Below are 24658 nucleotides of genomic sequence, written 5' to 3'. Positions count from 1 at the left end.
CGAGGATCAAATGACGATTTCCCGCAACATCCGCACCCCGATCATGCACCGTGCCGTCGTGGCCAACGGCTTTGTCTATGTCGGCGGCACCGTCGCGGACGATACGAGCCTTGGCATGGGCGAACAGACCCGCTCGATCCTGATCAAGATCGCGGGCTATCTGGAAGAAGTCGGCTCGGACATCACGAAGGCGGTGTCGGCGACGATCTTCGTCACCGACCTGAGCCACAAGAAAGAAATGGACGCCGTCTGGACCGAGATCTTTGGTGACAACCTGCCGTCGCGCGCGACGGTCGGCGTCAGCGACTTGGGCGCGGGCGCGATGATCGAAGTCGTGCTGACCGCGCTGGCCTGAGGCTGGCTGCCATCGACGTCGGGGAGGGGCCGCAGGATCTGCGGCCCTTTTCGTTTTCGGGGTGCTGATCCGTGGCCGAGGGCGCGTTCCCGCGCGATGGGGGCATTGACTGGCGCGCCCGGACGGGCAAGTCAGGATATCCATGTAACGCGATCGGAAATGCCTCCATGACCGCCCCCTTGCCAGCCGCGCTTGAACTGGAACGCCTGACGCGCCGTTTTGGCGCGCGCACGGTCCTGTCGGAGATCTCGCTGTCGGTGGCGCAGGGCCGGATCACCTGCCTTCTGGGGGAATCGGGTTGCGGGAAATCGACCCTGTTGCGCCTGATCGCGGGTGTCGATCGGCCCGATGACGGCCGTATCCTGCAAGGCGTGCACGAAGTTGCGGGTCCGGGGCGCTTTGTCGAGCCGGAAAGCCGCAAGATCGGCTTCATGTTTCAGGATTATGCGCTGTTCCCGCATCTGAGTGTGGCCGACAATCTGGCCTTCGGCCTGCGCGACCTGCCGAAATCCCAGCGCGCAAGCCGGGTCAGCGAGGTGGTGGAGCGCATCGGGATCGGGCACCTGACAGCGCGATTTCCCCATTCGCTTTCGGGGGGAGAGCAGCAGCGCGTCGCCCTGGCCCGTGCGCTGGCGCCCAAGCCCGACGTGCTTCTGATGGACGAGCCTTTCTCGAACCTCGATCAGGGTCTGCGCGAACGGGTGCGGCGTGAAACGGTCGAGACGTTGCGAAAGATCGGCGCCACGGCAATCATTGTCACCCATGATCCGCAAGAGGCGCTTGCGGTCGGGGATTTCATCGTCCTGATGCGCGCCGGCCGGATCGAGCAGCTGGGCTCGCCCTTCGAAATCTATGATCGCCCGAACTCTCCCTATGCCGCCGAATTCATGGGGCCATGCAATCGCGTGACGGGAATCTGGAACAGCGGCCATCTTGAAACCCCGATCGGCAGGTTTCCGGGGGCGCTGGACCTGCCGGACGGGACGCTTGCGCTGGCCTGCATCCGGCCGCAGGCCCTGTCGCTGGGACCGGACGGCGACGGCATTTCGGCCCGCGTGATGTCCAAGACCTTCATGGGCGACAGCGAGCAGATCGAGATCATGGTGCATCCCCTGGGCGAAACCCTGCGGATGCACAGCCATGTCCGCATCCCGTCGGCCGTGGGCGAAAGGGTCAGTCTGCGCCTGAACGGCGCACAGGTGCATCTGTTTGCCCAGACAGGCTGACACACACTGTGGCATTTTGGCGCAAATCGCCCAAACTTGATAAAAGTACTAAACTACGATCGTAACCTCGGCTAATAACCGGTGGACTAGTGTCATCGGTAAAGCTTGGAGGCCGCTTAATGAAGATCGAACGACCCCTTTCCCACATGTTTTTGGCCAGTGCGGTCGTCCTTGCCGGCGCAGGCAGCGTCGCCGCGGATGAGCTGAACCTTTACACCTCGCGCGAACCGGGTCTTGTCGATCCGTTGCTGCAGGCCTTTACCGAGTCGACCGGGATCAAGGTCAATACCGTGTTCCTGAAGGATGGCCTGGCCGAGCGCGTGGCATCCGAGGGGGCAAGCTCGCCCGCGGACCTGCTGATGGCGGTCGATGCCGGCAATCTTGCCGATCTGGTGGACAAGGGCCTGACCCAGCCGGTCGATTCCGAGGTTCTGACCGCGGCTGTCCCCGAAAACCTGCGCGATCCGGGGAACCAATGGTTCGCCCTGTCGATGCGCGCCCGTGTCGTCTATGCCGCCAAGGATCTGGATCTGGACGCGATCACCTATGAGGATCTGGCCGATCCGAAATGGAAGGGCAAGATCTGCATCCGTTCGGGGCAGCATCCCTATAATACCGGCCTCATCTCGGCTTTCCTTGGCCATCACGGCGCGGCGGAGACCGAAACCTGGCTGACCGGGCTGAAGGCCAATCTGGCGCGTCAGGCCGGGGGCGGGGACCGCGACGGCGCCAAGGATATCCTGGGCGGCATTTGCGATATCGCGGTCGCGAACTCGTATTACGTCGGCCTGATGCGCTCGGGCAAGGGCGGGGACGAACAGCGCGCCTGGGGCGACGGCATCAAGGTGGTGCTGCCGACCTTCAAGGATGGTGGAACGCATGTGAACATCAGCGGCGCCGCCGTTGCCAAGCACGCTCCGAACAAGGAGCAGGCGGTCAAGCTGCTGGAGTTCCTTGTCTCGGACGAGGCGCAGAAGATCTATGGCGAGGCGAATTACGAATACCCCGTCAAGGCTGGTGCCGCGCTTGACCCCATCGTCGCCTCGTTCGGCGAGCTGAAGGTCGATCCGACCCCGTTGACCGAGATCGTGAAGAACCGCAAGGAAGCCAGCGAGCTGGTCGACAAGGTGGGCTTCGACAACTGAACCACAGGGACGGCGGCGTGACTCGCGCCGCCGTCGCCATCCCATGACCGATGCGACGACAAGACCCATGGGTAAAACCCGCCCCCTTCGCCTTCGTGCGGGGGGGTGGGTTTTGGCCGGTCTGGTGATCGCTGCGCTGGTGATCGCACCCATCGCGGCGCTGTTCTGGCAGGCGGTGCAGGGTTCGGACGGTCTGTGGTCGCATCTGGGCCGGAATGTGCTGCCCCATGCATTGGGCCAGACCGCGATCCTGATGACCGGCGTCGGCGTGCTGGTCGCGGGGATCGGAACCTCAATGGCGTGGCTGGTAACGGCCTATGATTTCCGCGGGCGGCGGGTGCTGGAATGGGCGCTGCTGCTGCCGCTTGCCGTGCCGACCTATATCGTCGCCTATGCCTATCTCGACCTTCTGCACCCGCTGGGTCCGGTGCAATCCGCGATCCGCACGGTGCTGGGATATGACAGCCCACGCCAGTTTCGACTGCCGGACATCCGCTCGATGCCGGGGGCGATCGTCCTGCTCAGCCTTGTGCTTTACCCCTACGTCTATCTGCCGACGCGCGCGATGTTCATGACCCAGGCCGCCAACCTGGTTGAGGTTGCGCGGACGCTGGGCACCAGCCGCCGCCACATCTTCTGGCGCGTCGCCGTGCCGCTGGCCCGGCCCGCGATCGCGGTCGGGATCAGCCTGGCGCTGATGGAGACGCTGAACGATATCGGTGCTTCGGAATTCCTGGGCGTCCGGTCGCTGACGATCTCGGTCTACACGACCTGGGTCACGCGTTCGGACCTGCCGGGAGCAGCGCAGATCGCGCTGGCGATGATCGTGCTGGTCGTGGCGCTGGTCTCGCTGGAGCGGTGGGCGCGCCGGCACCAGCGATACAGCATCAGTGCACAGCGTGCCCGCACATTCGCACCCGCGCCCTTGCGGGGCGGGGCGGCGCTGGCGGCATTTGGGCTGGGCTTCCTGCCCGTGCTGTTCGGCTTCATCGTGCCCGCAACCTTTCTGGCGGTCGAAGCCTGGAAGCGGTTCCAGTTCGCCGGTCTGTCCGACCGCCTGCTGATCGAGGCGCGGAATTCCTTTGTCATCTCGGCGGCGGCGACGGTCGCGGTCCTGCTGTGCGGACTGGTCCTGGCCTATGGCGCACGGGCCTTTCCGCAGCGCGCAATGCTGGCCGCGCAGCGCGTCTCGACCCTGGGCTATGCCATGCCGGGGACCGTTCTGGCGCTGGGGGTGCTGATCGCGACCGCCAGCCTGGACCGGCTGATCGACCGCACTGCGCAGGAATGGTTTGGCCTGTCGACGGGGCTTTTGCTGATGGGGTCCGGGGTTGCTTTGGGCTATGCCTATCTTGCGCGCTTCCTGGCCATCTCGGTCGGCTCGATCGAGGCTGGACTGGCGCGCATCCCCCGCAGTTTTGACCAGGCCGCCCGGACTCTGGGACAGGGGGTGACGGGGACGCTGTGGCATGTCCACCTTCCGCTCTCCAAAGCCGCCATCGCGGCAGCGGGACTGCTGGTCTTTGTCGATTGCATGAAGGAGCTGTCGGCGACCCTGCTTCTGCGCCCGCTGAATTTCGAGACGCTGGCCACCCATCTTTACGGCGAAGCCGCGCGCGGCACCTATGAGGAAGCCGCGCTGGCCGCTTTGGCCATCGTCGCGGTCGGGATCCTGCCGGTGGTGCTGCTGGCCCGCGTGGGGCGCAAGCCCTAAAGCTGGTCGGCGGCCGTGCCGTGGTCGTGACCGCAAAGTTCGTGGTTGCCCAGCACCTCGATCACGCGGCAATCCGCGACGGTTCCGCAGCGGCATTGATGCAGCATCCGCTCCAATTCGGTCCGCAGCGCGGCCAGCCGCTCGATCCTGGCATTCACCGCTGCCAGTTGGCGCACCGCGATCTGGTCCACGGCCTGGCAGGGCTGGTTGGGATCGTCGGACAGGCTCAGCAATTCCCGGATCTCCTCCAGCGGAAAGCCAAGGTCGCGGGCATGGCGGATGAAGGCCAGCCGCTCAAGGGTCTTCGGGCCGTAAAGGCGCTGGTTGCCGGCGCTGCGCGCAGCCTCGGGCAGCAGGTCGATCTGTTCGTAATAACGGATCGTCGGAACCTTGACCCCGGTGGCCTTGCTCAGATTTCCGATGGAAAGCATCAAAACCCCCTTGAACCTCTAGTTGCTAGAGCAATTAAGTTGTCTTCCAATCGAGAACAAGTGCCCCGAATCACGGGCGAAGGAGATGGCAATGGCTCAGGTTGGCGAAAGGCGGGAATGGACCGTCACCGGCATGGATTGCGCGGCTTGCTCCAGCAAGGTCGTCCGCGCGGTCGAACGGATGCCCGGCGTCAGCGAGGTCAAGGTCGCCCTGATGTCCGAGCGACTGACCCTGAACCTTGCCCCCGGCACGACCCAGACCGACGCGATCGAGGCGGCCGTCCGCAAGCTGGGCTATGGCATTGCGCCCAAAGGGCAGGAGGCACCCAGAAAGCGTGCCTTCGTCATTCCGAAACCCCTGCCGGAAGAGGTCTGCTGCGCGGGCCGCACAATGGGTACGGCCGACACCGCGACGGTCGCACATGACCATGACCATGACCATCCGTCGGCCGGGGCGGGGCACGGGCACATGCATGATGACCCGTTGGATCGGGGTAAGCCCTGGTACCGGACCGGCAAGGGCCGCCTGGTCCTTCTGACCGGCGCACTGCTGGTGCTGGCTTGGGCATTCGAAATCGCGACCACGGCCCGGATCGGTGCCTGGGCCTTCGTGATCGCCTGCCTGATCGGCCTGGCACCGGTTGCGAAGCGCGCCTTCCAGGCGGCGAGGATGGGCCAGCCCTTCACCATCGAAAGCCTGATGACCATCGCGGCCGTTGGCGCGCTGTTCATCGGCGCCGCCGAAGAGGCCGCGCTGGTTGTCTTCCTTTTCGCCGTGGGCGAGGTTCTGGAAGGCGTCGCCGCGAACAAGGCACGCAACGGAATCCGCGCGCTGGCCCAGCTGGTGCCGAAAACCGCGATGGTCGAGACGGGCGGGCAACTGCGCGAGGTGGCCGCCGAAAGCCTGCAGATCGGCCAGACCGTGCTGGTCCGCCCCGGCGAGCGTATCCCGGCGGATGGCGAGATCGTCGAAGGCTCCAGCGGTATCGACGAAAGCCCGGTCACCGGCGAAAGCGTCCCGCGAACCAAGGGACCGGGCGAGCCGGTCTTCGCCGGTTCCATCAATGCCGAAGCCGCGCTGCGAATCCGCGTCAGCAAGGAGGCCTCGGACAACACCATTGCCCGCATCGTGCGCCTCGTCGAAGAGGCCGAGGAAGCCCGCGCGCCGACCGAGCGTTTCATCGACCGCTTCAGCCGCTGGTACATGCCGGTGGTCGTGGGGATCGCCGCGCTGGTCGTGCTGGTGCCGCCGCTGGCCTTCGGGGCGGATTGGGACACCTGGATCTATCGCGGGCTGGCCCTGCTGCTGATCGGCTGCCCCTGCGCGCTGGTGATCTCGGTCCCGGCCTCGATCGCGTCGGCGCTTTCCTCGGGGGCCAGGCGGGGCCTGCTGCTGAAGGGTGGCGCAGTGATCGAAGCCGCCGCCAAGGTCACGCGCGTCGCGTTTGACAAGACCGGCACCCTGACCGTCGGCAAGCCGGTGGTGACCGATCTGGTCCCCGCGCCCGGCATTGACGAGGCCGAGCTGCTGTCAACCGCCGCCGCCGTCGAGGCCGGCTCCAGCCACCCGCTGGCCCAGGCAATCCTGCGCCGCGCGGCCGAGGCAGGCGTGACTATCCCCGCGTCACAGGGCGGCCGGGCAATCGTCGGCAAGGGGGTCGAGGCGATGGTCGATGGCGCGCCCGCCTGGGTCTCGTCGCCCCGCCATGCCGCCGACAGCGCCGGGATCGAGGCTGAGGGCACCCACCATGCGGCAGAGCTCGAGGCCCAGGGCAAGACCGTGGTCGCGGTCTTCCGCGATCGCCGCCCCCTTGGCCTGGTCGCCATGCGCGACGAGCCACGTGCCGACGCGGCCGAGGCGATGCGCCAGCTGAAGGCGCTGGATGTCGGTGCGACCATGCTGACGGGCGACAATCCCCGGACCGCCGCCGCCATCTCGGGCCATCTGGGGCTGGAGTTCCGCGCCGAGATGATGCCCGAGGACAAGCTGACCGCAATTCGCGACATGGGCGGTCAAGGCAGCGTCATGATGATCGGCGACGGGATCAACGATGCGCCCGCGCTGAAGCAGGCGGGGATCGGGGTCGCGATGGGTTCGGGCACCGATGTCGCGCTGGAGACCGCGGATGCCGCGATCCTGCGAGACCGGGTGACGGATGTGCCCGCGCTGATCCGGCTGTCGCGCAGGACGATGGGCAATATCCGCCAGAACGTCGCCTTGGCCTTGGGGTTGAAGGCGGTGTTCCTTGTGACATCGATCCTTGGCATCACCGGCCTCTGGATCGCGATCATGGCGGATACCGGCGCCACCGTGCTGGTGACACTGAACGCGCTTCGGCTGCTCGGCTACGATCCCGCGAAAGCGGACTGACAGGGGCGGGGGCAGGGCCCCCGCAGCGCCACGTCGGACCCCTTGGCAACAAAGCAAGGCGTTCAGGCTCGTTTCAGGTTCGCGGTGTTGATGGCCCAAAATTGCACAGGCCATACCCATGATCCCCGAACCCGTCCTGCACCCCGCCGGGGTCGCGTCCGTCAAGCCCTTCGACCAGAAGATCCGCATCACTGCGCTGCGGCTGTGTTTCATTCCCCTGCTGCCTCTGCTGATCCTGACGCGGTCGGCCTGGCACGCGACCCCGGTCGCGGCGATCCTTGAGACATGCGGGGTGCTTCTGGTCTTTGCCGCGGTCCTGGGGCGCTTCTGGTCGATCCTTTATATCGGAGGTCGCAAGAACGCCGCCGTGATGCGCGATGGTCCTTATTCGATGTGCCGCCATCCGCTTTATCTGTTCTCTACCATCGGGGCGACCGGCTTCGGACTGGTGCTTGGCAGCATGGTCATGGCGCTGGCATTGGGCGGGCTGACCTGGATCATCCTGTCGATGACCGCCGCGCGCGAGGAACATTTCCTGCGCCATCGGTTCGGCGGGCAGTATGACGCCTATGCCCGCCAGGTGCCGCGCATGTTCCCCGCATTTCACCTGTTCCGGACGCCTGCCGAAATCAGCTTCGACAGCGGCACGCTGGCTCGGAACGCGGCCGATGCGCTGGTCTTTTTGGCATTGATCCCTGTGGGGCAGGTGCTGCGCGGCCTGCAGATGGCCGCGTTCCACCCCGCGATCCCGCTGTTCTAGGGGTCAGGCCTCGCGCAGGGGAAAGTGGACGCGGGCGACGAAACCATCCTCGCGGCCCGGTTCGGGTGACAGCAGTTCCAGCCGCGCGCCGGCGTTCTTGGCCAGCGTGTCGACGATGGCAAGGCCCAGTCCCGATCCGACCTCGCGGCTGCCCGCGCGTTCGAACCGCCGGGTCAGACGGGCAAGCCTGTCGGGCGGCACCACCCGACCCCGGTTGGTGACTTCGAACAGATCGTCTGTCAGCCGGACGGCGATGGGCGTCTGACCGTGCAGTTCCGCGTTTTCGATCAGGTTGCGCGCCAGCGGCGCAAAGACGTCCACGTCCATGCGGACCAGAACCGGCCGGTTGGGGATGCGATAGATATGGCCCGATCCGCTATCCTGCGCGACAAGGCGCAGGACCGGGGCAAGATCGGAAAGTTCCTCTTGTTCGTCCCGCACGACTTCGGCCCGCGCAAGCTCCAGAAGCTTCGCCGCCAGGCGGGAAAGTCGCTGCATCGATCTTGCGATCGCCTCGCTTCGCGCGCGCATGGCGGGGTTCTCGGCCTCGTCAATCAGAAGCTGGGTCTGGGCATAGGCAGCCGCGATCGGGGTGCGCAATTCATGCGCGGCGTTCGACGAGAAGCTGCGCTCGGCCTCCAGCGCCTCGGACAGGCGTGTCATCAGCCGGTTCACCGCGATCAGGACCGGCTCAAGCTCATCGGGGATGTCCTGCACCGTCAGGGGCCGCAGGTCCGAGGCACTGCGCCCCTCGACCTCGGCGGACAGCGCACGCACCGGTGCCAGCCTGCGGCGGATGAAGATCCGCGTCGCCAAAAATGCCAGCGGCAGCAGAATGATCGAGGGGAGCAGCATCCCGACAAGCGTTTCCCGCGCCGCCTCGCGCCGTTCCTTCAGCGGATCGGCGACCCGCAGGACGCTGCCATCGGAATTCTTAAGGGTCAGGACGCGCATGTCGCCGACTTCGGTATACCCTTCGGCCAAGGCCAGCGAGAAGGCGGCGCGATCCGCGCCTTCGGGGCTCATCTCGATCGTGCCGTCGGGGGCGGTGAACTGGATCAACAAATCCGCACTGCGCGCGCCGTTCTCGGCCCGGCCCGACAGGGCAAGCACATGGTCCGCGACCCGCGCCAACATCGCGTCATAGATTTCGTCCAACTCTTCGCGCAGGACCATCCAGCCGACCAGCAGCGCCACGCACCAGATGAGCACGATCCCGGCACCGAAACCATTGACGAGGTCGCGAAGCAGGCTTGAGCGTCGCATGGGCGTTTTCCCCTTTTTGTTGCCGCGCGCGTGTCGCCGCGTGGCCGCCGTTTCCCCCGGCAATCAGCCATGCGGCACCGGCCGGGTCAACGATCCCGACGGGGCAACCGGAACAACACCAGGCTGAAGCGAAACTGAACCCGGCGGGCTAGACGACCACGCGATAGCCCAGCCCGCGCTGGGTCTGGATGCATTCGTGACCAAGTTTGCGGCGCAAGCGGCTGATATAGACCTCGACCGTGTTGCTTTCGGCCCCTTCCTCAAAGGAATACAGGCGGTCCTCGATCATCGCGCGCGAGATCAGCCTGCCTGCACCCGACAGCAGCGTCTCCAGCACGACCCATTCGCGGGCGCTGAGGGTCAAGGCCCCGTCGGGGCCGATCACCTGGCGCTGCGCCAGGTCGATCTGATGTTCGCCCAGCTTCAGCATCGGGTTCGGGTTTCCGGTGTAGCGCCGTCCGACCGCGCGGATGCGGGCCGAAAGTTCGGCAAGGTCGAAGGGCTTGACCAGATAGTCGTCGGCCCCGGCATTCAGCCCCGCGATCCGTTCGGAAATCCGGTCCATTGCTGTCAGGATGATGACCGGGACGGTCGCCCCGCTTCGCCGCAGTTGCTGCAGGAAGTCGATGCCATTCCCGTCGGGCAACATCATGTCCAGCAGCACGAGGTCGTAATCGACGGTCCGCACGCAGTCGCCAGCATCCTCAAGCGTGGTCATCCAGTCCGAGACATGGCCGTCGGCGCCAATGCGGTCCTTGACCGCCGCGCCCAGATCCTCGTCGTCCTCGATCAGCAAGACCCGCAAGATGCCCACCTTAAATGCCGCCACGCGGATCATGCCCTTTGCCCGCTGGCCGCGCCAGCGTGAAGGAAGCCATTCAACCCACCGTCACGCGTTGTGCAGCACTCTTGACAGCCAGCTTTTGCATAAAGTATCGAACGAACATATCAAACTAGTCATACAGGTTTGTGGTATCCGTGAGGCGGAAATGATCGAGGCAGCAGTGCAGGAAAGCGCCGAAACGGGGGATCTGGTCAGCGCCGCCATCGGCGCGATCACCCGCCACATTCGCGCGAACGAACTCGCCCCCGGCGACCGCCTCCCCAGCGAGGCGACCATGTCGCGAGAGTTGAGCGTCTCGCGCACCGTGGTGCGCGAGGCGTTCCGGTCGCTGGCGGCGATGAGGCTGATCGACCTTAGTGCCGGCAAGCGCGCAACGGTGGCGCAGCTGGATGACGGGGCAATGTCCCTGATGATCGACCACGGCGTCCACACCGCCCAGATCAGCATCAACCAGGTCTATGACGTGCGCCGGACCATCGAGACGCGAACGGCGACATTGGCCGCGCTGCGCCGGACGGATGCCGAGGCTGCGGTCATCCTGGGCCATGCGCGCGCGATGCAGGAGAATTTTGGTGACGCCGACAAGGTGATGGAATGCGACCTGGCCTTTCACCTTGAAATCGCCCGCGCATCCCGCAACCCGATCTTCGCGATCATCGTCGGGGCCTTTCAGGGCGTTTCGCGCCAGACCTGGCCCATCGGCTGGCGCAGCCGCGCCTCGGATGCGGACAGGCAGGCGATGAATAGCATCCATGTCGCGCTGGCCGAGGCGATTGCCGCGGGCGATCCGCAGACCGCCGCCGCGCTGATGACCCGTCATTTCGACGAAAGCGCAAAGGCGCTTCTCGCCGCCGGAATTGCATGAAGGACAACGCATGAAAATCACGAAACTTGAAACGGTCCGCGTGGCCGAACGACCGAACCTGCTTTGGGTTCTGGTCCACACGGATGAAGGTCTGACCGGGCTTGGCGAAACCTTCTTCGGGGCCGAGACGGTCGAGGCCTATATCCACGAATATGTCGCGCCGCGCGTGATCGGGCGCAATCCGCTGCAGATCGACCTGCTTGCGTCGGAACTGGTCGGCTATCTTGGATTCCGGTCCTCGGGGGCCGAGGTGCGGGGCAACTCCGCCTTCGACATCGCGCTGTGGGACATTTTCGGCAAGGCGACGGGCCAGCCCATCGCCCAGCTTCTGGGCGGATTCAGCCGGAGCGAGATCCGCACCTACAACACCTGCGCGGGTACGGAATACATCAAGAAGGCGACCGGGCAGACCACCGCCAACTATGACTTGTCCGCGACTAAGATCAGCAATTACGACGACCTGAACGGCTTCCTGCATCGTGCCGACGAACTGGCCCATTCGCTGCTGGAAGAGGGCATCACGGCGATGAAGATCTGGCCCTTCGACATCGCGGCGGAAAAGACGCGCGGCCAGTATATCTCGCTGCCCGACCTGAAATCGGCGCTGGAGCCGTTCGAGAAGATCCGCAGCGCTGTGGGCGACCGCATGGACATCATGGTCGAGTTCCACTCGATGTGGCAGCTTCTGCCCGCGATGCAGATCGCCAAGGCGCTGACCCCCTATCAGACCTTCTGGCACGAAGACCCGATCAAGATGGACAGCCTGTCCAGCCTGAAACGCTATGCCGCCGTCTCGCCCGCGCCGATCTCGGCTTCCGAGACGCTGGGAACGCGCTGGGGCTTCCGCGACCTGCTGGAAACCGACGCGGCGGGCGTGGTCATGCTGGATATCAGCTGGTGCGGCGGCCTGTCCGAGGCCCGCAAGATCGCGGCCATGGCCGAGGCATGGCATCTGCCGGTCGCGCCCCATGACTGCACGGGGCCGGTCGTCCTGTGCGCCTCGACCCACCTGTCGCTGAATGCGCCGAATGCGCTGGTGCAGGAAAGCGTCCGCGCCTTCTACAAGACGTGGTACCGCGACCTTGTCACGGCGCTGCCCGAGGTCCGGAACGGCATGATCACGGTCCCGCCGGGAGCGGGTCTGGGGATGGAGTTGAACCCCGATCTGGACAAGGCCTTTACCGTGTCCCGCCGTTTCTCGGTCGCGGATTGACGCGGGCGGGCGAAACCGCAAGGGGATTACTCAGGGGCCGTGAACCGGCCCCTGTCCCAGCCTGGGTCGGCGTCCGATCCTAAATCGCCATGCGATGGACCGGTGCGCCTGCAACCGGCGCGTCCAGCGCAAGCAGGGTGCCGGGCTCCATCGTCCCATCCTCGCGCGGCATGTGCAGGCAGGTGACATAAAGTGTCCGCAGGTCTGGCCCACCGAAGCAGGGCATGCTGCATCCCTTGTGGGGCAGATCCCAGACCTCGACGATATTGCCCTGCGGATCCATCCGGTTCAGCCGACCGGAGCGGACGCCCGCGCTCCAGTAATATCCTTCGGCGTCCATCGCGGCACCATCCGGGCGGCCTTCGTCGGGGGCGTTGTCATGCAGTCGCACGGGTTGGCCCGTGGTTCCGGTCGCGGGGTCGAAATCCAGCGCCTGAACGAAAAGTCCGCTGCTGTCCGAATGATACATGCGGGTTCCGTCCGGGCTCCACGCCAAGCCGTTCGAGGTCAGCAGCCCGTCCAACACGGTTGTGAAGCTGCCATCGGGCGCGACGCGATACAGTCGGGCATTCCCGGTCTGCGGCACGGCTTCGTCGCGGGTGCCGACCCAGAAACAGCCGTCAGGACCGACCTTTCCGTCGTTCAGCCTGCTATCGGGGCGTCCCTGGTCGGGATTGCAAAGCAGGGTCAGCGAACCGTCGTGCGGATCCAGCAGGTGAACGCCGGTCTGCAGGCCGACCGCGATCAGCCCGCTTTCGCAAAGGCCAAGGCAGCCAGCGGCCGCTGGCATGTCGAAGCGATCAAGCCGACCGTCCCCGTGCCTGCGAAAGACGGCGGGGGCAAGCGTATCGACGAACCAGAGCACGCCTTCGCGGTCGTCCCAGACGGGGGATTCGCCGACCTGCAGCGGTATGTCGATCAGCCTGCGGATCTGCGGCGTGAAGCGCGCATGTTTGGTCACCAGTAGTCCCCCCTGTCGCGGGCCGCCGGGGCCCGCATGTCATGATCTCAGTCGTCCACGCCGCTGAACATGCGGTTGCGCGCGTTCAGGATGTGGTTGCGCATGGCGGCTGCCGCGCCGGCCTCATCCCGGTCAAGGATGGCGGCGACGATGGCGTTGTGTTCGTCCTGCACCGCACGCAGATTCGGCGGCGAACGGCGCAGGTTCAGGCTGCGCGTCACGGAATGCCCCATGGCGAAATGCGAACGATAGATGTTGCGGATCTGCTGGTGAAAGGGATTTCCGCCCGCAACGGCAATCGCGTCATGCAGGGCCAGATCCTCCTCGGCCCCCAGTTCTCCGCGCTGGATCGCGCTTTCCAGCCGGGCCAGCGCCTCGGCGATGCGGTGGCGGTCCGCGACTGTCGCATTGCGGGCGGCCAGTTCGGCAGCCCCAGCTTCCAATCCTGCGCGGAATTCGAAAAATCGCTGAACTTCGGCCAGCGAACCCACCGGAACCTGTTGCAGCATGGTGCTGTCAGGGCGCTGCCGCACATAGGAACCTGATCCCTTGCGCGATACGATCAGGTTGTCCTGTCGCATCCTCTCAAGCGCCTCTCGCAGCACCGGGCGCGAGGCGCCCAGCATCGCCGCCAGATTCGGTTCCGAAGGCAGCCTTTCGTTCAGCGGAAAGCGACCATCGGCAATCATCGCGATGATCTTTTCATAGATGATGTCGCTGTATCGGGCGCCCCCGGCCTTCTGCTCGTGCCCCTTGATCGCGGACATCACCTGGTTCCCCGCAGCCTGTCTGGTCTTCGCTTTGTCCCGGCTTGGCATGTCCCGCCAACTTAGGAAGCTGTCATAATCTGTCAATACTTGTAATCTTCTGATCGTTTGATAACCATTCCCTCGTTGCAATCGCCTCGTGGCGAAGCGGCCTTGGGAGGGGTCGGCGACGGGGGCGGGCTTTGCAGCCAAGATTGCTCTGGGAGGAGAACGAGGATGCATGACAGTAATCCGCTGCCGCGCGGGCTGAGCCGGCGCAGCTTTCTGGCCGCGTCGGGAAGCGTCGTCGCGCTTTCAGTATTCGCGGGTCAGGTTCGCGCCGCGACCGTGAACGAGGCGCCGGCACTGGCCGAGCTGGTCAAGTCGGGTGGCCTGCCCGCAGTGAGTGACCGCCTGCCTGCCAACCCGCTTGTCGTCACCCCGCATGAGAAGATCGGCACCTATGGCGGCGCGATCCGGCGCGGGCTGCGCGGATCGTCCGACCATAACGGCATACTGCGGATGGTTGGCAACCAGGGGCTGGTGCGCTGGAACATGGACTTCACCGAAGTCCTGCCCAACGTCGCCGACAGCTGGGAGATCAGCCCGGACGCGAAGCAGTTCACCTTCAAGCTGCGGCAGGGGATGCGCTGGTCCGACGGCCAGCCATTTACCGCCGAAGACATCGTCTTCGCGATCGAGGACGTGGTGAAGAACCCCGACCTTTACAGCGCCACCCCGGCCCAGCTTCAAGTCGCTGGCAAGGCGGTCGAGGTCGAAAAGGTCGACGACACCACCGTGAAATTCACCTTCGCCGCGCCGAACGCCCTGTTCCTTGAAAACCTGGCGACACCGCTGGGCCAGCACCCGACGCTGTTTCCCAAGCATTACTGCAGCCAGTTCCTGCCCTCGTCCGGCCGCGATCTTGAAGCCGAGGCAAAGGCGGCGGGGCTGGGCGGCTGGGCCGAACTGTTCCGCGCCAAATGCGGTGACATCGAAATTCCCAGTCGCTGGGCCAATCCCGAGAAGCCGACGGTCGATCCCTGGGTCGTCAAGGAACCCTATACCGGCGGCGCGACCCGCGTGGTCATGACCCGCAACCCCTATTTCTGGCAGGTCGATACCGAGGGGAACCAGCTTCCCTATGCGGATGAACTGCATTTCGGCATCTCGCAGGATGTAGAATCGCTGATGCTCAGCGTGATTTCGGGCCAGATCGACATCCAGGACCGCCATATCAGCGTTCTCGCCAACAAGCCGACCCTGTCCGAGAATGCCGAGAAGGGCGACTACCGCCTGCTGAAACTGATTCCTTCCGCCGCGCAGCAGTGCCAGATCTATCTGAACATGGCCCACAAGGACCCCGGCATGCGCGAGATGTTCGCGAACAAGGCGGTCCGTCAGGCGCTGTCGCTGGGCCTGAACCGGCAAGAGATCATCGAGATCGTCTATTTCGGGCAAAGCGAGCCTTATCAGACCGGTCCTCGCCCGGGCCATCCCTGGTATCACGAGACTCTGGCCCGGCAATTCACGGACTATGACCCGGACAAGGCCAACGCGATGCTGGACGAGGCGGGTTATGACAAGCGCGACGGCAACGGCTGGCGGGTGCGGCCGGACGGCGGTGCGACCTTCTTTGCCATCGACGTGATCCCGACGCTTTACCCGGACCTTGTCGACACGCTGGAACTGGTCAAGGCGCATTGGGCCGAGCTTGGCTTCGACGTCAAGGTGAACACGATCGAGCGCGCGCTTTACTACACGCGTGGCGATGACAATGCCCATGACGCGCAGGTCTGGCCGGGGCCCGGCGGCCTTGATCCGATGCTGGATCCTCGCGACTTCTTTGCCTTCCACCCGCAGGGCTCGCGCTACGCGATTCCGTGGGCAATGTGGTACACCTCGAACGGGGCCGACGGTGAAGAGCCGCCGGAAAGCCAGAAGCAGCGTTTCAAGCTGTTCGACGAGGCCCGGGCGACCGCGGACCTGAACAAGCGCGGCGAGATCATGAAGCAGGTCTTTGACCTGACCGCCGAAGCGTTCGAAACGGTCGGCGTCTGTCTCGCCGTCGGCGGTTTCGGGATCATTCGCAACAACCTGCGCAACGTTCCCGAAACCCAGCCCGACAGCTGGTCCTGGCCGAACCCCGGCCCGGCCCTGCCGCAGCAGTTCTATTTCACGAGCTGATATTCCACATTCGGCCGGCCTTGCGGGGCCGGCCGCTTTCGTCTTGCCCGGAGCCGTCGGATGCTGCGTTTCATCGCCAAGCGCTTCCTTTGGATGATCCCCTCGCTGTTTGCCGTCAGCTTTCTGGCCTTCGTGCTGATCCAGCTGCCGCCAGGGGACTATGTCACCACCTATGTCGCCACGCTGGCCTCGTCGAACGAGATCGTGGACCAGAACGCCGCCGCGCAATTGCGCGAGCGCTTCGGCCTGGACCAGCCGATGATCGTCCAATACCTGAAATGGGTCTGGGGCATCGTCACGCGCGGCGATTTCGGCCTGTCCTTCGAATGGCAGCAACCCGTTTCAGGCCTGATCTGGGAACGGATGGCCCTGACGCTGGTGCTGGCGGTGGCAAGCCTGATCGTGACATGGGCCATCGCCCTGCCGATCGGCGTCTATTCGGCGGTTCGCAAATATTCGATCGGCGACTATGCCTTTACCGTCTTCAGCTTCCTTGGCCTGTCGATCCCGTCCTTCCTGCTGGCGCTGGTGCTGATGTATATCGCCGCCGTTCATTTCGGGCAGGCGGTCGGCGGTTTGTTCTCGCCCGAGTTCGAGAACGCGGCCTGGAGCTTCGGCAAGATGGTCGACCTGCTTCACCATCTGTGGTTGCCGGTGGTGATCCTGGCCGTGTCCTCGACCGCGAGCCTGATCCGCGTCATGCGCGCGAACATGCTGGACGAGTTGCCCAAGCCCTACGTCACCACAGCCCGGGCCAAGGGATTGTCCGAGCGGCGATTGCTGATGAAATATCCGATGCGCATCGCGCTGAACCCTTTCATCTCGACCATCGCATGGCTGCTGCCGAACCTGATCTCGGGCTCGGTCGTGGTTGCCATCGTGCTGAACCTGCCCACCGCCGCGCCGATGCTCCTGCAATCGCTGATGGCGCAGGACATGTATCTTGCCGGTGCCTTCGTGCTGCTGATCTGCGCGCTGACGCTGATCGGCTCGTTGGTCAGCGACATCCTGTTGGCGTTGGTCGATCCCCGCATCCGGCTAGAATGAGTGCAAGCGATGACTGATGCCACTTTGCAGACCGAAGTTCCGGCCGAACGCGTCGCCGTCGCCTCGCAATGGCAGCTGATCTGGTGGGCCTTCCGCCGCCACAAGCTGGCCATGATCGCGCTGGTCGTGACCATCATGCTGTACACCGTCGCCCTGGTGCCGGGCTTTTTCGCGATCAACGATCCGATCAAGCAGAACGCGCGCTCGACCTTTCACCCGCCGCAGGCGGTGCATCTGATCGACCGGACGGACGGGTTCAGCCTGGGCCTGTATTTCCGCCCCCTGAAGATGACCCGCGATCCCGAGACGCTGGCCGCGATCTTCAAGGAGGATCCGACGAAGAAGGTGCCGATCCAGCTGTTCGGGCGCGGCTATGAATATTCCGTGCTGGGACTGTTCAGGACCAATATCCATTTGTTCGCGTCTTCGGACCCGAAACAGCCGCTTTACCTGTTCGGTGCGGATCGGCTGGGGCGAGACGTCTATTCCCGCGTGGTGCAGGGCGCACAGGTATCGCTGTCCATCGGGCTTGTCGGCGTGTTCCTGTCGCTGGCGCTGGGGATCATCCTGGGCGGAATTTCGGGTTATTACGGCGGGCGGGTCGACTTCGTGATCCAGCGGGTGATCGAATTCGTTCTGGCCCTGCCGACGATCCCGATCTGGCTGGCGCTCGCGGCGGCGCTGCCGCAGAACTGGCCCGCGACGCTGCAATACATGATGATCACCATCATCCTGTCCCTCACGGCCTGGGCGCAACTGGCGCGGGTGGTGCGCGGACGTTTCCTGTCGCTTCGATCCGAGGAATTCGTGGCCGCTGCCCGGCTTGACGGCGTCCCCGAGCGGCGGATCATCTTCCGCCACATGCTGCCCAGTTTCGCCAGCCACATCATCGCCTCGGTCACGCTGGCCGTTCCCGCAATGATCCTGGCCGAAACCTCGCTGTCCTTCCTGGGGCTGGGCCTGCAGCCGCCGACAATTTCCTGGGGCGTGCTTCTGCGCGAGGCGCAGAACATCCGCTCGATCGCGACGGCACCCTGGCTGTTCCTGCCCGGCGCGGCCGTGGTGGTCGCCGTGATGGCGCTGAACCTTCTTGGCGACGGCCTGCGCGATGCGGCCGATCCCTATAACAAATGAGTGCGCCCATGTCCGATGCCCCGTCGCCCGCCGGGCGCCCCCTGCTGGAGGTCCGCGACCTCGTCACCGAATTCCCCCTGCGGACGGGGGTATTCACGGCCGTGAACGGCGTGTCGTTTTCCATCGAGCCGGGCAAGACCCTGTGTGTCGTGGGCGAAAGCGGATCGGGAAAGTCGGTCACGGCGCGTTCGATCCTGCAGATCGTGGATGTGCCGGGCCGCATCGCTTCGGGTCAGATCCTGTTGAACCGGCCGGATGGCAGCTCTGTCGATCTTGCCCGGCTGGATCCGCGCGGCAAGGCGATCCGCGCGGTCCGTGGGGCCGAGATCGCGATGATCTTTCAGGAGCCGATGTCTTCGCTGTCGCCGGTCCATACCGTCGGTGACCAGATCATCGAGGCGCTTCGCCTGCATCTGAAGATGGGCAAGGCCGCCGCGCGCGCGGAAGCCATCAACCTGCTGCGGCAAGTCGAGATCCCGAATCCCGAAAAGGCGGTCGACCGCTATGCCTTTGAGTATTCGGGCGGGATGCGGCAGCGGGCCATGATCGCCATGGCGCTGGCCTGCAAGCCGCAATTGCTGATCGCGGACGAGCCGACCACCGCGCTGGACGTGACGACCCAGGCCGAGATCCTCGACCTGATCGCAAAACTGCAAAAGACGCATGGCATGGCGGTGCTGTTCATCACCCATGACATGGGCGTGGTCGCGCAGATCGCCGATGACGTGCTGGTCATGCACCATGGCGTCGTCAAGGAATATGGCCCCGTCGAGCAGATCTTCCATGCGCCCAAGGATGACTACACCAGGATGCTGATCGGCTCGGTCCTGAAGCTGGAGCGCAAGGCCGAGGCCCGCGTCAACCGCCCGCCGCTGGACATGAGCGCCGCGCCGATCCTGGACATCCAGGGCCTGACGATGAAGTTTGGCGAGCTGACGGCGCTGGACAAGGTGTCGATCACGCTGCAACCGGGCGAGACACTGGGCATCGTGGGGGAAAGCGGGTCGGGCAAGACGACGATGGGCCGCGCGGTGATGCGGCTTTACGACCCGACCGGCGGGCGTATTTTGTATCGTCGCGCGGATGGGAAGCAGGTCGACCTGACCGCGCTGCACGGGGCCGAGCTGAAGGCCGTACGGCGCGAATTGCGCATGGTCTTTCAGGACCCGTTCGGCTCACTCAACCCCCGGATGACGGTGGCCCAGATCATCGGCGAGCCGCTTCTGGTCAACGGTCTGGCCCGCGGGCGGGCGCTGGACGAACGGGTCTGCCACCTGATGGAGCAGGTCGGGCTGAACCCCTCGACCCGCGAACGCTATCCCCACGCCTTTTCGGGGGGGCAGCGGCAAAGGATCGGCATCGCGCGCGCCATCACGCTGAACCCGCGCGTGATCGTCGCGGACGAGGCGACATCGGCGCTGGATGTCTCGGTCCGCAGCCAGGTTCTGGACCTGCTGATGCGGCTGCAGGACGAACTGGGGCTGGCCTATATCTTCATCAGCCACGATATCGGCGTGATCCGCTACATGTGCGACCGGGTGGGCGTGATGTATCGCGGCAAGCTGGTCGAGGTGGGGGCGGCCGAAAAGGTCTGCAATGATCCCGACCACCCCTATACCCAGGCGCTGCTGTCCGCGATCCCGCGACCGGACCCGCGCGACCGCGACCGTTCCCGCCGCTTCCGCTATCGCGCCGAGGATGCGCCTGCGCCGACAAGGGCTTTCGGATGAAGATCACCGCACTCAAGACCTTCCTGATGCATGCCGAATGGCCCGGCGCCCCGCTGGAGCCGGCGCCCGGTGCATCGGGCACGCGCAACTGGCTGTTCCTGAAGATTGAGACGGATGCGGGGATCACGGGGATTGGCGAATGCTCGGGCTGGCCGCGCGTCGTCGAAACCGCCCTGCGCGACCTGACCCCGCTGCTGGTCGGAGAGGATCCGCGCAATACCGAACTGATCGCTCAGAAGCTGACCATCGCGATGATGGGGCATGGCATGATCGGCACGGTCGGTGGCGGTGCGCTGACAGGCATCGACATGGCGCTATGGGACATCAAGGGCAAGGCGCTTGGTGTCCCGGTCTGGATGTTGCTGGGTGGAAAGCTGCGTGACCGCATCCCGATCTATTCCCATGCCAATACTCCGGCTCAGGCGCTGGCCCTGAAGGCGCGTGGCATCAAGGCGATCAAATGCGGTGGCGTGGGCGATCCGGTGCGCAAGTTCGCCGACCTGCGCGAAGCGGTCGGGGACGATGTGGACATTGCCATTGACCTGCATGGCCCGCCGTGGCTGACCCCGGCCGATGCGGCGCGGGTGGCGCGCGCGCTGGAACCTTACGACCCGCTATGGATCGAGGATCCGGTCGCGCCCGAAAATCTTGACGGTTATCGCCGTATCCGCGACGCCGCGCATGTTCCCCTGGCGGCGGGCGAGCGGATGGCAACGATCTTCGGCGAGCGCCAGTTGATCGAAGAGGATCTGGTCGACGTGATCCAGCCCGATACCGGGCGCGCGGGCGGCTTTACCCAGATGAAGAAGATCGCCGGCATGGCCGAGGCGCATTACATCCAGGTCGCGCCGCATTCGGGTTCGCTGGGCCCGGTCGCGGAATATGCCGCGCTGCACCTGCTGGCCTCGATTCCGAACGGGTTGATCCTTGAACGTTTCGACGATGACTGGGCGGGGCGGGTCAGGACGATCCTGCCACATCCGGTCGCGCGGGACGGGTTTCTGGACGTGCCCGATGCCCCGGGGCTTGGCTGCGACATTGACGAGGATTTCGTGCTGAGCCGCCCGACCCGCGGGAATGTCTCGGCGCCGTCCGAGAAGTCCGGCAGCGAGTATCTGCCGGGAACGGCGCGCGAGCATCTGCATGTGCAAAGCCGGCTTGGCCGCCGTCGCTATTTCAACGCCTGACCCGAGAGGTCGGATCCTCGTTTGCCTGCGGGCGCGGCCGACGCTGCGCCCCGGCCTGGTCGAAATGCCGAAAGAGAAGAAGCCATGAAGATTGTCGATGTCCGAGCTGAAGCCTGCCGCCTGCCGCCCTCGGTCCCGTGGGAGGATGCAACGAACCGGGTCGATGGCCTGGAGTTCGTCTTCGTCGAGGTCGAGACCGATACCGGCATCATCGGCACCGGCTTTACCTATACGGTCGATATCGGTGGCAGCGCCATTCTTGCGCTGGTGCAGGATTACCTGGCCCCGCTGGTCATCGGGATGGACCCCCAGGATTACGAACGGATCTGGGCCAAGATGCAGCGTCAGTCGCGGCGGCTGGGGCTTGGCATCAACGCGATGGGGATCGCCGCCATCGACATCGCAGTCTGGGACATCCTTGGCAAGCTGCATGATCGTCCGCTTTACCAATTGATCGGTGGCGCGCGGGACAGCATCCCAGCCTATATCAGCGAGATCGTGATGAAGGAAAGCGACACGCTGGCGGACGTCCTTGGTCGCGTCGACGGCTACCTGTCGCGTGGCTATCGCGCGGTCAAGATCAAGATCGGCCGCGCCGATATCGAGGAGGATATCGAGCGCATCACCCGGATCCAACAAATTCTGGGCCGGCATGGCAAGCTGTTCGTGGACCTGAACCAGAAATGGACGGCCCACGACGCGCGCGTCCATGCGGGCCGTCTGGACGGGTTGGGCCTTGGCTGGATCGAAGAACCCTTGCCCTTCACCGACCTTGATGCCCATGTCGCCTTGCGCCGCGCGATCCGCACGCCGATCGCACTGGGGGAAAGCCTGCATTCGCGGTCGCAGGTTCTGGCTTATCTGCAGGCGGGCGCGGTCGATTACGTGCAGGCGGACGTGGCCTTTATCGGCGGGATCACCGAATGGCTCAAGATCGCGCATCTGGCCGAGATCTTCGGCAAGCCCGTCGCGCCCCACTACATGATGGAGTTGTCATTGCAGCTTCTCTGCGGGGTTCCGAACGCCTTCATGCTGGAAAACGTGGTTGGTGGCAGCTTCACCGAACTGGGTTTGCTGGAAGAGCCGATCGAGCCGCAGGATGCGGTGGGCATTCCGCCCGCGCGGCCCGGTCATGGAATTCGCTTCGACAAGGCGGCGCTGGCTGCGGTGCGGCTTGATCCCGACCGCCTGCGCAGAAGCTTCACCGGCGGCAGCAAATAGCATTTTCAGCCGGGACTGCGGACCGCACCCGGCGCAATTCGACGAGGATCGTGATGTATCTTGGCACGCAGCTTCCAGCGCGGAACGACGATGACTACCGGGTGATGAAGCAGCTTGGCGTGGATCATGTCTGCGCCGACCCCGATGGCGACTGGCGGGGCTGGGACGTGGCGCATCTGTCGCGCTTCCGCGAGCGGATCGAGGGGTTCGGGCTGACGCTGGACATGCTGCAATTGCCGCTGGGCTCGGTGCCGGTGGATCGCGCGAAATGCCCCGACATCATGCTGGCCGGGCCCGAGCGCGACCGCCAGATCGACGGCATCTGCAAGCTGATCGAGGATTGCGCCGCCGTCGGCATCCCCTCGGTCAAGTACAATTTCAACTATATCGGCATTCCGCGCAGCCCGATGGAGGCCGGCCGCGGCGGCGCCCGGGCCGAAGCCTTCCGCTGGGATCTGATGGATCAGGACGAACCCGGCCCCGCCGGCCAGATCGCAGAGGACGAGATCTGGAGCCGCATCGACTATTTCCTGGCCCGCATCGTCCCGGTCGCCGAGGCCGCCAATATCCGGCTGGCCTGCCACCCCCACGACCCGGCCACGCCGCCGGGCTACAAGGGCGTGACCCGTGTTCTGGGCACGGTCGAGGGCATGAAGCGCTTCGTCTCGATGCATGAAAGCCCGGTCCACGGCCTGAACTTCTGCATCGGCACGCTGGGCGAGATGATTGACGACGTCTCGGAAGTGCCCGCCATCACCCGCTGGTTCGGCGAGCGTGGCAAGATCATGAACATCCATTTCCGCAATATCGCCGGTGGCCTTTATTCCTTCCGCGAGACCCTGCCGGACGAAGGTGACATCGACATGCCCGCGGTCATGGATGCGCTGCGCGACACCGGATACCGCTATATGGTCATGCCCGACCACGCGCCGACGCTGTCGGGTGAAAACGAACGCGGCGTCGCATTCGCATTCTGCTACGGCTATATCGCGGCGCTGCTACAGGAAAGAAGATAGGGGCGCGGGGCCGGAACGCATCGCGTTCCGGCCCCCAATCCTTCAGGCAAAGGCGTAGGAACCGTCGGGACGCTTCGGGACCTTGCGCTGCCAGTGGACATAGCCGTCTTCCAGCATCGCCTTTTCGTCCATTTCGACCCCCCAGCCGGGACGGTCGGGACGCAGTTCCAGATAGCCGTCCTTCGGCAGGTAGGGGTCGACGACATAGCGCGCTTCCATTTCGCGCTGGTCGACCTCGGTTCCGCCATAGACATAACCCTGTCCGACCGGCAGGCGGTATTCGAGGATCTTGAAGTTCTGCTGCGCGGCCGAGAAGTGGACGTTGACGGCGGTGGCCAGCGGGCCCATCGGGTTATGCGGCGCGACGCTGACGAAATGCGCCTCGGCCAGCGTGGCGATGCGGCGCATTTCCGAAATCCCGCCGACCACGCAAATGTCGGGCTGGATGATGTCGGCGCCACGGACCTGCAGCAGGCGCAGGAACTCGTTGCGGTGATAAAGCGACTCGCCGGTGGCCAGCGTGCAGTTCAGGCCCTGCTTCAGGTCGGCATACATCTCGATATTCTCGGGCCGCAGCGGCTCTTCGAAGAATAGCGGGTCATAGGGGGCTAGGGCATTGCCAAGCTGCCGGGCCGCCGCAGGTTCGAAGATCTTCGCATGGGCATCGAAGGCGATTTCATAGCTGTTATCGACCGTCTCGCGCAGCTGGCGGAAATATTCGGCCGAGCTGCGCACGACCTCGCCCCAGCGATGGCTGTTCGGTTCAAGCCGCCAGGGGCTGAGCTTGAAGGCGCGGAAGCCCCACTGCTCGTTCAGGCGGTCCAGTTCGTCGCGCGCGGCCGGAACGTCAGGGGCGGTATAGACCCCGGCATAGACCTTGACCCGGTCACGGACCGCGCCCCCCAGCATCTTGTAAACCGGAACGCCCGCCGCCTTTGCGGCCAGATCCCACAGGCAATGATCCAAGCCCGAGATCGCCGCCAGTCCCAGCGCCCCCGGGGGGAAGCGGCATTGCTGGATCATCAGGTTGTAGAGATGTTCCACCCGCGTCGGATCCTGCCCGGCGATGAAACCGTAAAGATAGTCAAGCAGCGGCGGCAGCGCCAGATCGGGGCCGTGGTTGTAGCATTCGCCCCAGCCCGTCAGCCCGTCATCGGTGTCCAGCGCAACGATGACGCGGGGACGGTCCTTGTCACGGGTCATGAACACCCGCATGCGGTCGATCTTCATCTTGTTCCT

21 protein-coding genes are annotated in these 24658 nt (G+C 64.9%); 15 read left to right on the top strand and 6 right to left on the bottom strand.

Translation table 11 applies throughout. From position 1 onward, the window contains the following. Nucleotides 1-10: 10 nt before the first annotated feature. From ACO2Q4_RS05850 to ACO2Q4_RS05835, 4 genes are all read left to right on the top strand, one after another. Nucleotides 11-355 (top strand): RidA family protein, encoded by a 345-nt coding sequence (locus ACO2Q4_RS05850; protein ID WP_423317985.1) that lies wholly within the window; start codon nt 11-13, stop codon nt 353-355. Between the two features lie 167 nt (nt 356-522). Beyond that, nucleotides 523-1581 (top strand): ABC transporter ATP-binding protein, encoded by a 1059-nt coding sequence (locus ACO2Q4_RS05845; protein WP_423317983.1) that lies wholly within the window; start codon nt 523-525, stop codon nt 1579-1581. A 119-nt stretch (nt 1582-1700) separates the two neighbouring features. Beyond that, complete coding sequence (locus tag ACO2Q4_RS05840) at nt 1701-2726, top strand: Fe(3+) ABC transporter substrate-binding protein (RefSeq protein ID WP_311758065.1); 1026 nt, start codon at nt 1701-1703, stop codon at nt 2724-2726. Nucleotides 2727-2838: 112 nt separating this feature from the next. After that, nucleotides 2839-4440: an ABC transporter permease gene (locus ACO2Q4_RS05835; protein ID WP_423317981.1), complete on the top strand. Its 1602-nt coding sequence runs from the start codon at nt 2839-2841 to the stop codon at nt 4438-4440. Here the strand turns inward: ACO2Q4_RS05835 and ACO2Q4_RS05830 are convergent. Further along, entirely contained in the window at nt 4437-4871 is a 435-nt protein-coding gene (locus tag ACO2Q4_RS05830) for a MerR family transcriptional regulator (RefSeq protein ID WP_423317979.1), read from the bottom strand. The two genes, ACO2Q4_RS05835 and ACO2Q4_RS05830, sit on opposite strands and share 4 nt — an antisense overlap. Before the next feature lie 91 nt (nt 4872-4962). On the opposite strand from ACO2Q4_RS05830, the gene ACO2Q4_RS05825 reads away from it, so the two are divergent. Together ACO2Q4_RS05825 and ACO2Q4_RS05820 are read left to right on the top strand one after the other, a co-directional pair. Continuing rightward, complete coding sequence (locus tag ACO2Q4_RS05825; RefSeq protein WP_423317977.1) at nt 4963-7242, top strand: heavy metal translocating P-type ATPase; 2280 nt, start codon at nt 4963-4965, stop codon at nt 7240-7242. Nucleotides 7243-7360: 118 nt separating this feature from the next. After that, nucleotides 7361-8002: a methyltransferase family protein gene (locus ACO2Q4_RS05820; protein ID WP_311758061.1), complete on the top strand. Its 642-nt coding sequence runs from the start codon at nt 7361-7363 to the stop codon at nt 8000-8002. Between the two features lie 3 nt (nt 8003-8005). Here ACO2Q4_RS05820 and ACO2Q4_RS05815 read toward each other — a convergent pair whose 3' ends face one another. Further along, nucleotides 8006-9268, bottom strand: a complete 1263-nt coding sequence (locus ACO2Q4_RS05815) for a histidine kinase dimerization/phospho-acceptor domain-containing protein (RefSeq protein WP_423317974.1) — start codon at nt 9266-9268, stop codon at nt 8006-8008. Nucleotides 9269-9416: 148 nt separating this feature from the next. After that, on the bottom strand, nt 9417-10073 hold the full coding sequence (locus ACO2Q4_RS05810) for a response regulator transcription factor (RefSeq protein ID WP_423317973.1): 657 nt from the start codon (nt 10071-10073) through the stop codon (nt 9417-9419). Nucleotides 10074-10257: 184 nt separating this feature from the next. Between ACO2Q4_RS05810 and ACO2Q4_RS05805 the strand changes: the two genes are divergently transcribed. Then, nucleotides 10258-10977, top strand: a complete 720-nt coding sequence (locus ACO2Q4_RS05805) for a FadR/GntR family transcriptional regulator (RefSeq protein WP_423317971.1) — start codon at nt 10258-10260, stop codon at nt 10975-10977. Nucleotides 10978-10987: 10 nt separating this feature from the next. Next, nucleotides 10988-12190, top strand: a complete 1203-nt coding sequence (locus ACO2Q4_RS05800; RefSeq protein WP_395135328.1) for a mandelate racemase/muconate lactonizing enzyme family protein — start codon at nt 10988-10990, stop codon at nt 12188-12190. Nucleotides 12191-12269: 79 nt separating this feature from the next. Here the strand turns inward: ACO2Q4_RS05800 and ACO2Q4_RS05795 are convergent, their stop codons facing one another. Together ACO2Q4_RS05795 and ACO2Q4_RS05790 are read right to left on the bottom strand one after the other, a co-directional pair. Continuing rightward, entirely contained in the window at nt 12270-13151 is an 882-nt protein-coding gene (locus ACO2Q4_RS05795) for an SMP-30/gluconolactonase/LRE family protein (RefSeq protein ID WP_423317969.1), read from the bottom strand. 47 nt (nt 13152-13198) lie between these two features. Beyond that, on the bottom strand, nt 13199-13918 hold the full coding sequence (locus ACO2Q4_RS05790) for a FadR/GntR family transcriptional regulator (protein ID WP_311758055.1): 720 nt from the start codon (nt 13916-13918) through the stop codon (nt 13199-13201). 216 nt (nt 13919-14134) lie between these two features. On the opposite strand from ACO2Q4_RS05790, the gene ACO2Q4_RS05785 reads away from it, so the two are divergent. The 7 genes from ACO2Q4_RS05785 to ACO2Q4_RS05755 all read left to right on the top strand — a co-directional run bounded on the left by ACO2Q4_RS05785 (nt 14135) and on the right by ACO2Q4_RS05755 (nt 23419). Further along, a complete protein-coding gene (locus tag ACO2Q4_RS05785; protein ID WP_395135324.1) occupies nt 14135-16084 on the top strand; it encodes an ABC transporter substrate-binding protein in 1950 nt (649 codons plus the stop codon). A 60-nt stretch (nt 16085-16144) separates the two neighbouring features. Next, nucleotides 16145-17131: an ABC transporter permease gene (locus ACO2Q4_RS05780; RefSeq protein ID WP_395135323.1), complete on the top strand. Its 987-nt coding sequence runs from the start codon at nt 16145-16147 to the stop codon at nt 17129-17131. 9 nt (nt 17132-17140) lie between these two features. Next, the gene (locus ACO2Q4_RS05775) at nt 17141-18265 is read left to right on the top strand and encodes an ABC transporter permease (protein WP_311758052.1); all 1125 of its coding nucleotides are present in this window, start codon (nt 17141-17143) and stop codon (nt 18263-18265) included. An 8-nt stretch (nt 18266-18273) separates the two neighbouring features. Next, the gene (locus tag ACO2Q4_RS05770) at nt 18274-19995 is read left to right on the top strand and encodes an ABC transporter ATP-binding protein (RefSeq protein ID WP_311758051.1); all 1722 of its coding nucleotides are present in this window, start codon (nt 18274-18276) and stop codon (nt 19993-19995) included. After that, nucleotides 19992-21182, top strand: coding sequence for a mandelate racemase/muconate lactonizing enzyme family protein (locus tag ACO2Q4_RS05765; protein ID WP_423317965.1), 1191 nt, complete (start codon nt 19992-19994; stop codon nt 21180-21182). Before ACO2Q4_RS05770 ends, ACO2Q4_RS05765 begins: the two co-directional genes overlap by 4 nt. 84 nt (nt 21183-21266) lie before the next feature. Continuing rightward, nucleotides 21267-22403, top strand: a complete 1137-nt coding sequence (locus tag ACO2Q4_RS05760) for a mandelate racemase/muconate lactonizing enzyme family protein (protein ID WP_423317963.1) — start codon at nt 21267-21269, stop codon at nt 22401-22403. 53 nt (nt 22404-22456) lie between these two features. After that, a complete protein-coding gene (locus tag ACO2Q4_RS05755) occupies nt 22457-23419 on the top strand; it encodes a mannonate dehydratase (protein WP_423317961.1) in 963 nt (320 codons plus the stop codon). Between the two features lie 42 nt (nt 23420-23461). Here the strand turns inward: ACO2Q4_RS05755 and ACO2Q4_RS05750 are convergent, their stop codons facing one another. Then, nucleotides 23462-24649: a galactarate dehydratase gene (locus tag ACO2Q4_RS05750; RefSeq protein WP_423317959.1), complete on the bottom strand. Its 1188-nt coding sequence runs from the start codon at nt 24647-24649 to the stop codon at nt 23462-23464. Nucleotides 24650-24658 lie beyond the last annotated feature (9 nt).

Source organism: Paracoccus sp. KR1-242, assembly GCF_049446195.1.
Lineage (GTDB): Bacteria > Pseudomonadota > Alphaproteobacteria > Rhodobacterales > Rhodobacteraceae > Paracoccus > Paracoccus broussonetiae.
The sequence above is the reverse complement of the archived record's forward strand: the minus strand, read 5'-3'. Positions and strand labels throughout refer to the sequence as shown.

Bases quoted from the DNA above. Each gene is read 5' to 3' on its own strand.
- ACO2Q4_RS05770 (WP_311758051.1), top strand. From the start codon at position 18,274: ATGTCCGATGCCCCGTCGCCCGCCGGGCGCCCCCTGCTGGAGGTCCGC.
- ACO2Q4_RS05790 (WP_311758055.1), bottom strand. From the start codon at position 13,918: ATGTCCGCGATCAAGGGGCACGAGCAGAAGGCCGGGGGCGCCCGATAC.
- ACO2Q4_RS05830 (WP_423317979.1), bottom strand. From the start codon at position 4,871: ATGCTTTCCATCGGAAATCTGAGCAAGGCCACCGGGGTCAAGGTTCCG.
- ACO2Q4_RS05750 (WP_423317959.1), bottom strand. From the start codon at position 24,649: ATGAAGATCGACCGCATGCGGGTGTTCATGACCCGTGACAAGGACCGT.
- ACO2Q4_RS05815 (WP_423317974.1), bottom strand. From the start codon at position 9,268: ATGCGACGCTCAAGCCTGCTTCGCGACCTCGTCAATGGTTTCGGTGCC.
- ACO2Q4_RS05780 (WP_395135323.1), top strand. From the start codon at position 16,145: ATGCTGCGTTTCATCGCCAAGCGCTTCCTTTGGATGATCCCCTCGCTG.
- ACO2Q4_RS05765 (WP_423317965.1), top strand. From the start codon at position 19,992: ATGAAGATCACCGCACTCAAGACCTTCCTGATGCATGCCGAATGGCCC.
- ACO2Q4_RS05775 (WP_311758052.1), top strand. From the start codon at position 17,141: ATGACTGATGCCACTTTGCAGACCGAAGTTCCGGCCGAACGCGTCGCC.
- ACO2Q4_RS05755 (WP_423317961.1), top strand. From the start codon at position 22,457: ATGTATCTTGGCACGCAGCTTCCAGCGCGGAACGACGATGACTACCGG.
- ACO2Q4_RS05850 (WP_423317985.1), top strand. From the start codon at position 11: ATGACGATTTCCCGCAACATCCGCACCCCGATCATGCACCGTGCCGTC.
- ACO2Q4_RS05760 (WP_423317963.1), top strand. From the start codon at position 21,267: ATGAAGATTGTCGATGTCCGAGCTGAAGCCTGCCGCCTGCCGCCCTCG.
- ACO2Q4_RS05805 (WP_423317971.1), top strand. From the start codon at position 10,258: ATGATCGAGGCAGCAGTGCAGGAAAGCGCCGAAACGGGGGATCTGGTC.
- ACO2Q4_RS05825 (WP_423317977.1), top strand. From the start codon at position 4,963: ATGGCTCAGGTTGGCGAAAGGCGGGAATGGACCGTCACCGGCATGGAT.
- ACO2Q4_RS05845 (WP_423317983.1), top strand. From the start codon at position 523: ATGACCGCCCCCTTGCCAGCCGCGCTTGAACTGGAACGCCTGACGCGC.
- ACO2Q4_RS05840 (WP_311758065.1), top strand. From the start codon at position 1,701: ATGAAGATCGAACGACCCCTTTCCCACATGTTTTTGGCCAGTGCGGTC.
- ACO2Q4_RS05820 (WP_311758061.1), top strand. From the start codon at position 7,361: ATGATCCCCGAACCCGTCCTGCACCCCGCCGGGGTCGCGTCCGTCAAG.
- ACO2Q4_RS05785 (WP_395135324.1), top strand. From the start codon at position 14,135: ATGCATGACAGTAATCCGCTGCCGCGCGGGCTGAGCCGGCGCAGCTTT.
- ACO2Q4_RS05800 (WP_395135328.1), top strand. From the start codon at position 10,988: ATGAAAATCACGAAACTTGAAACGGTCCGCGTGGCCGAACGACCGAAC.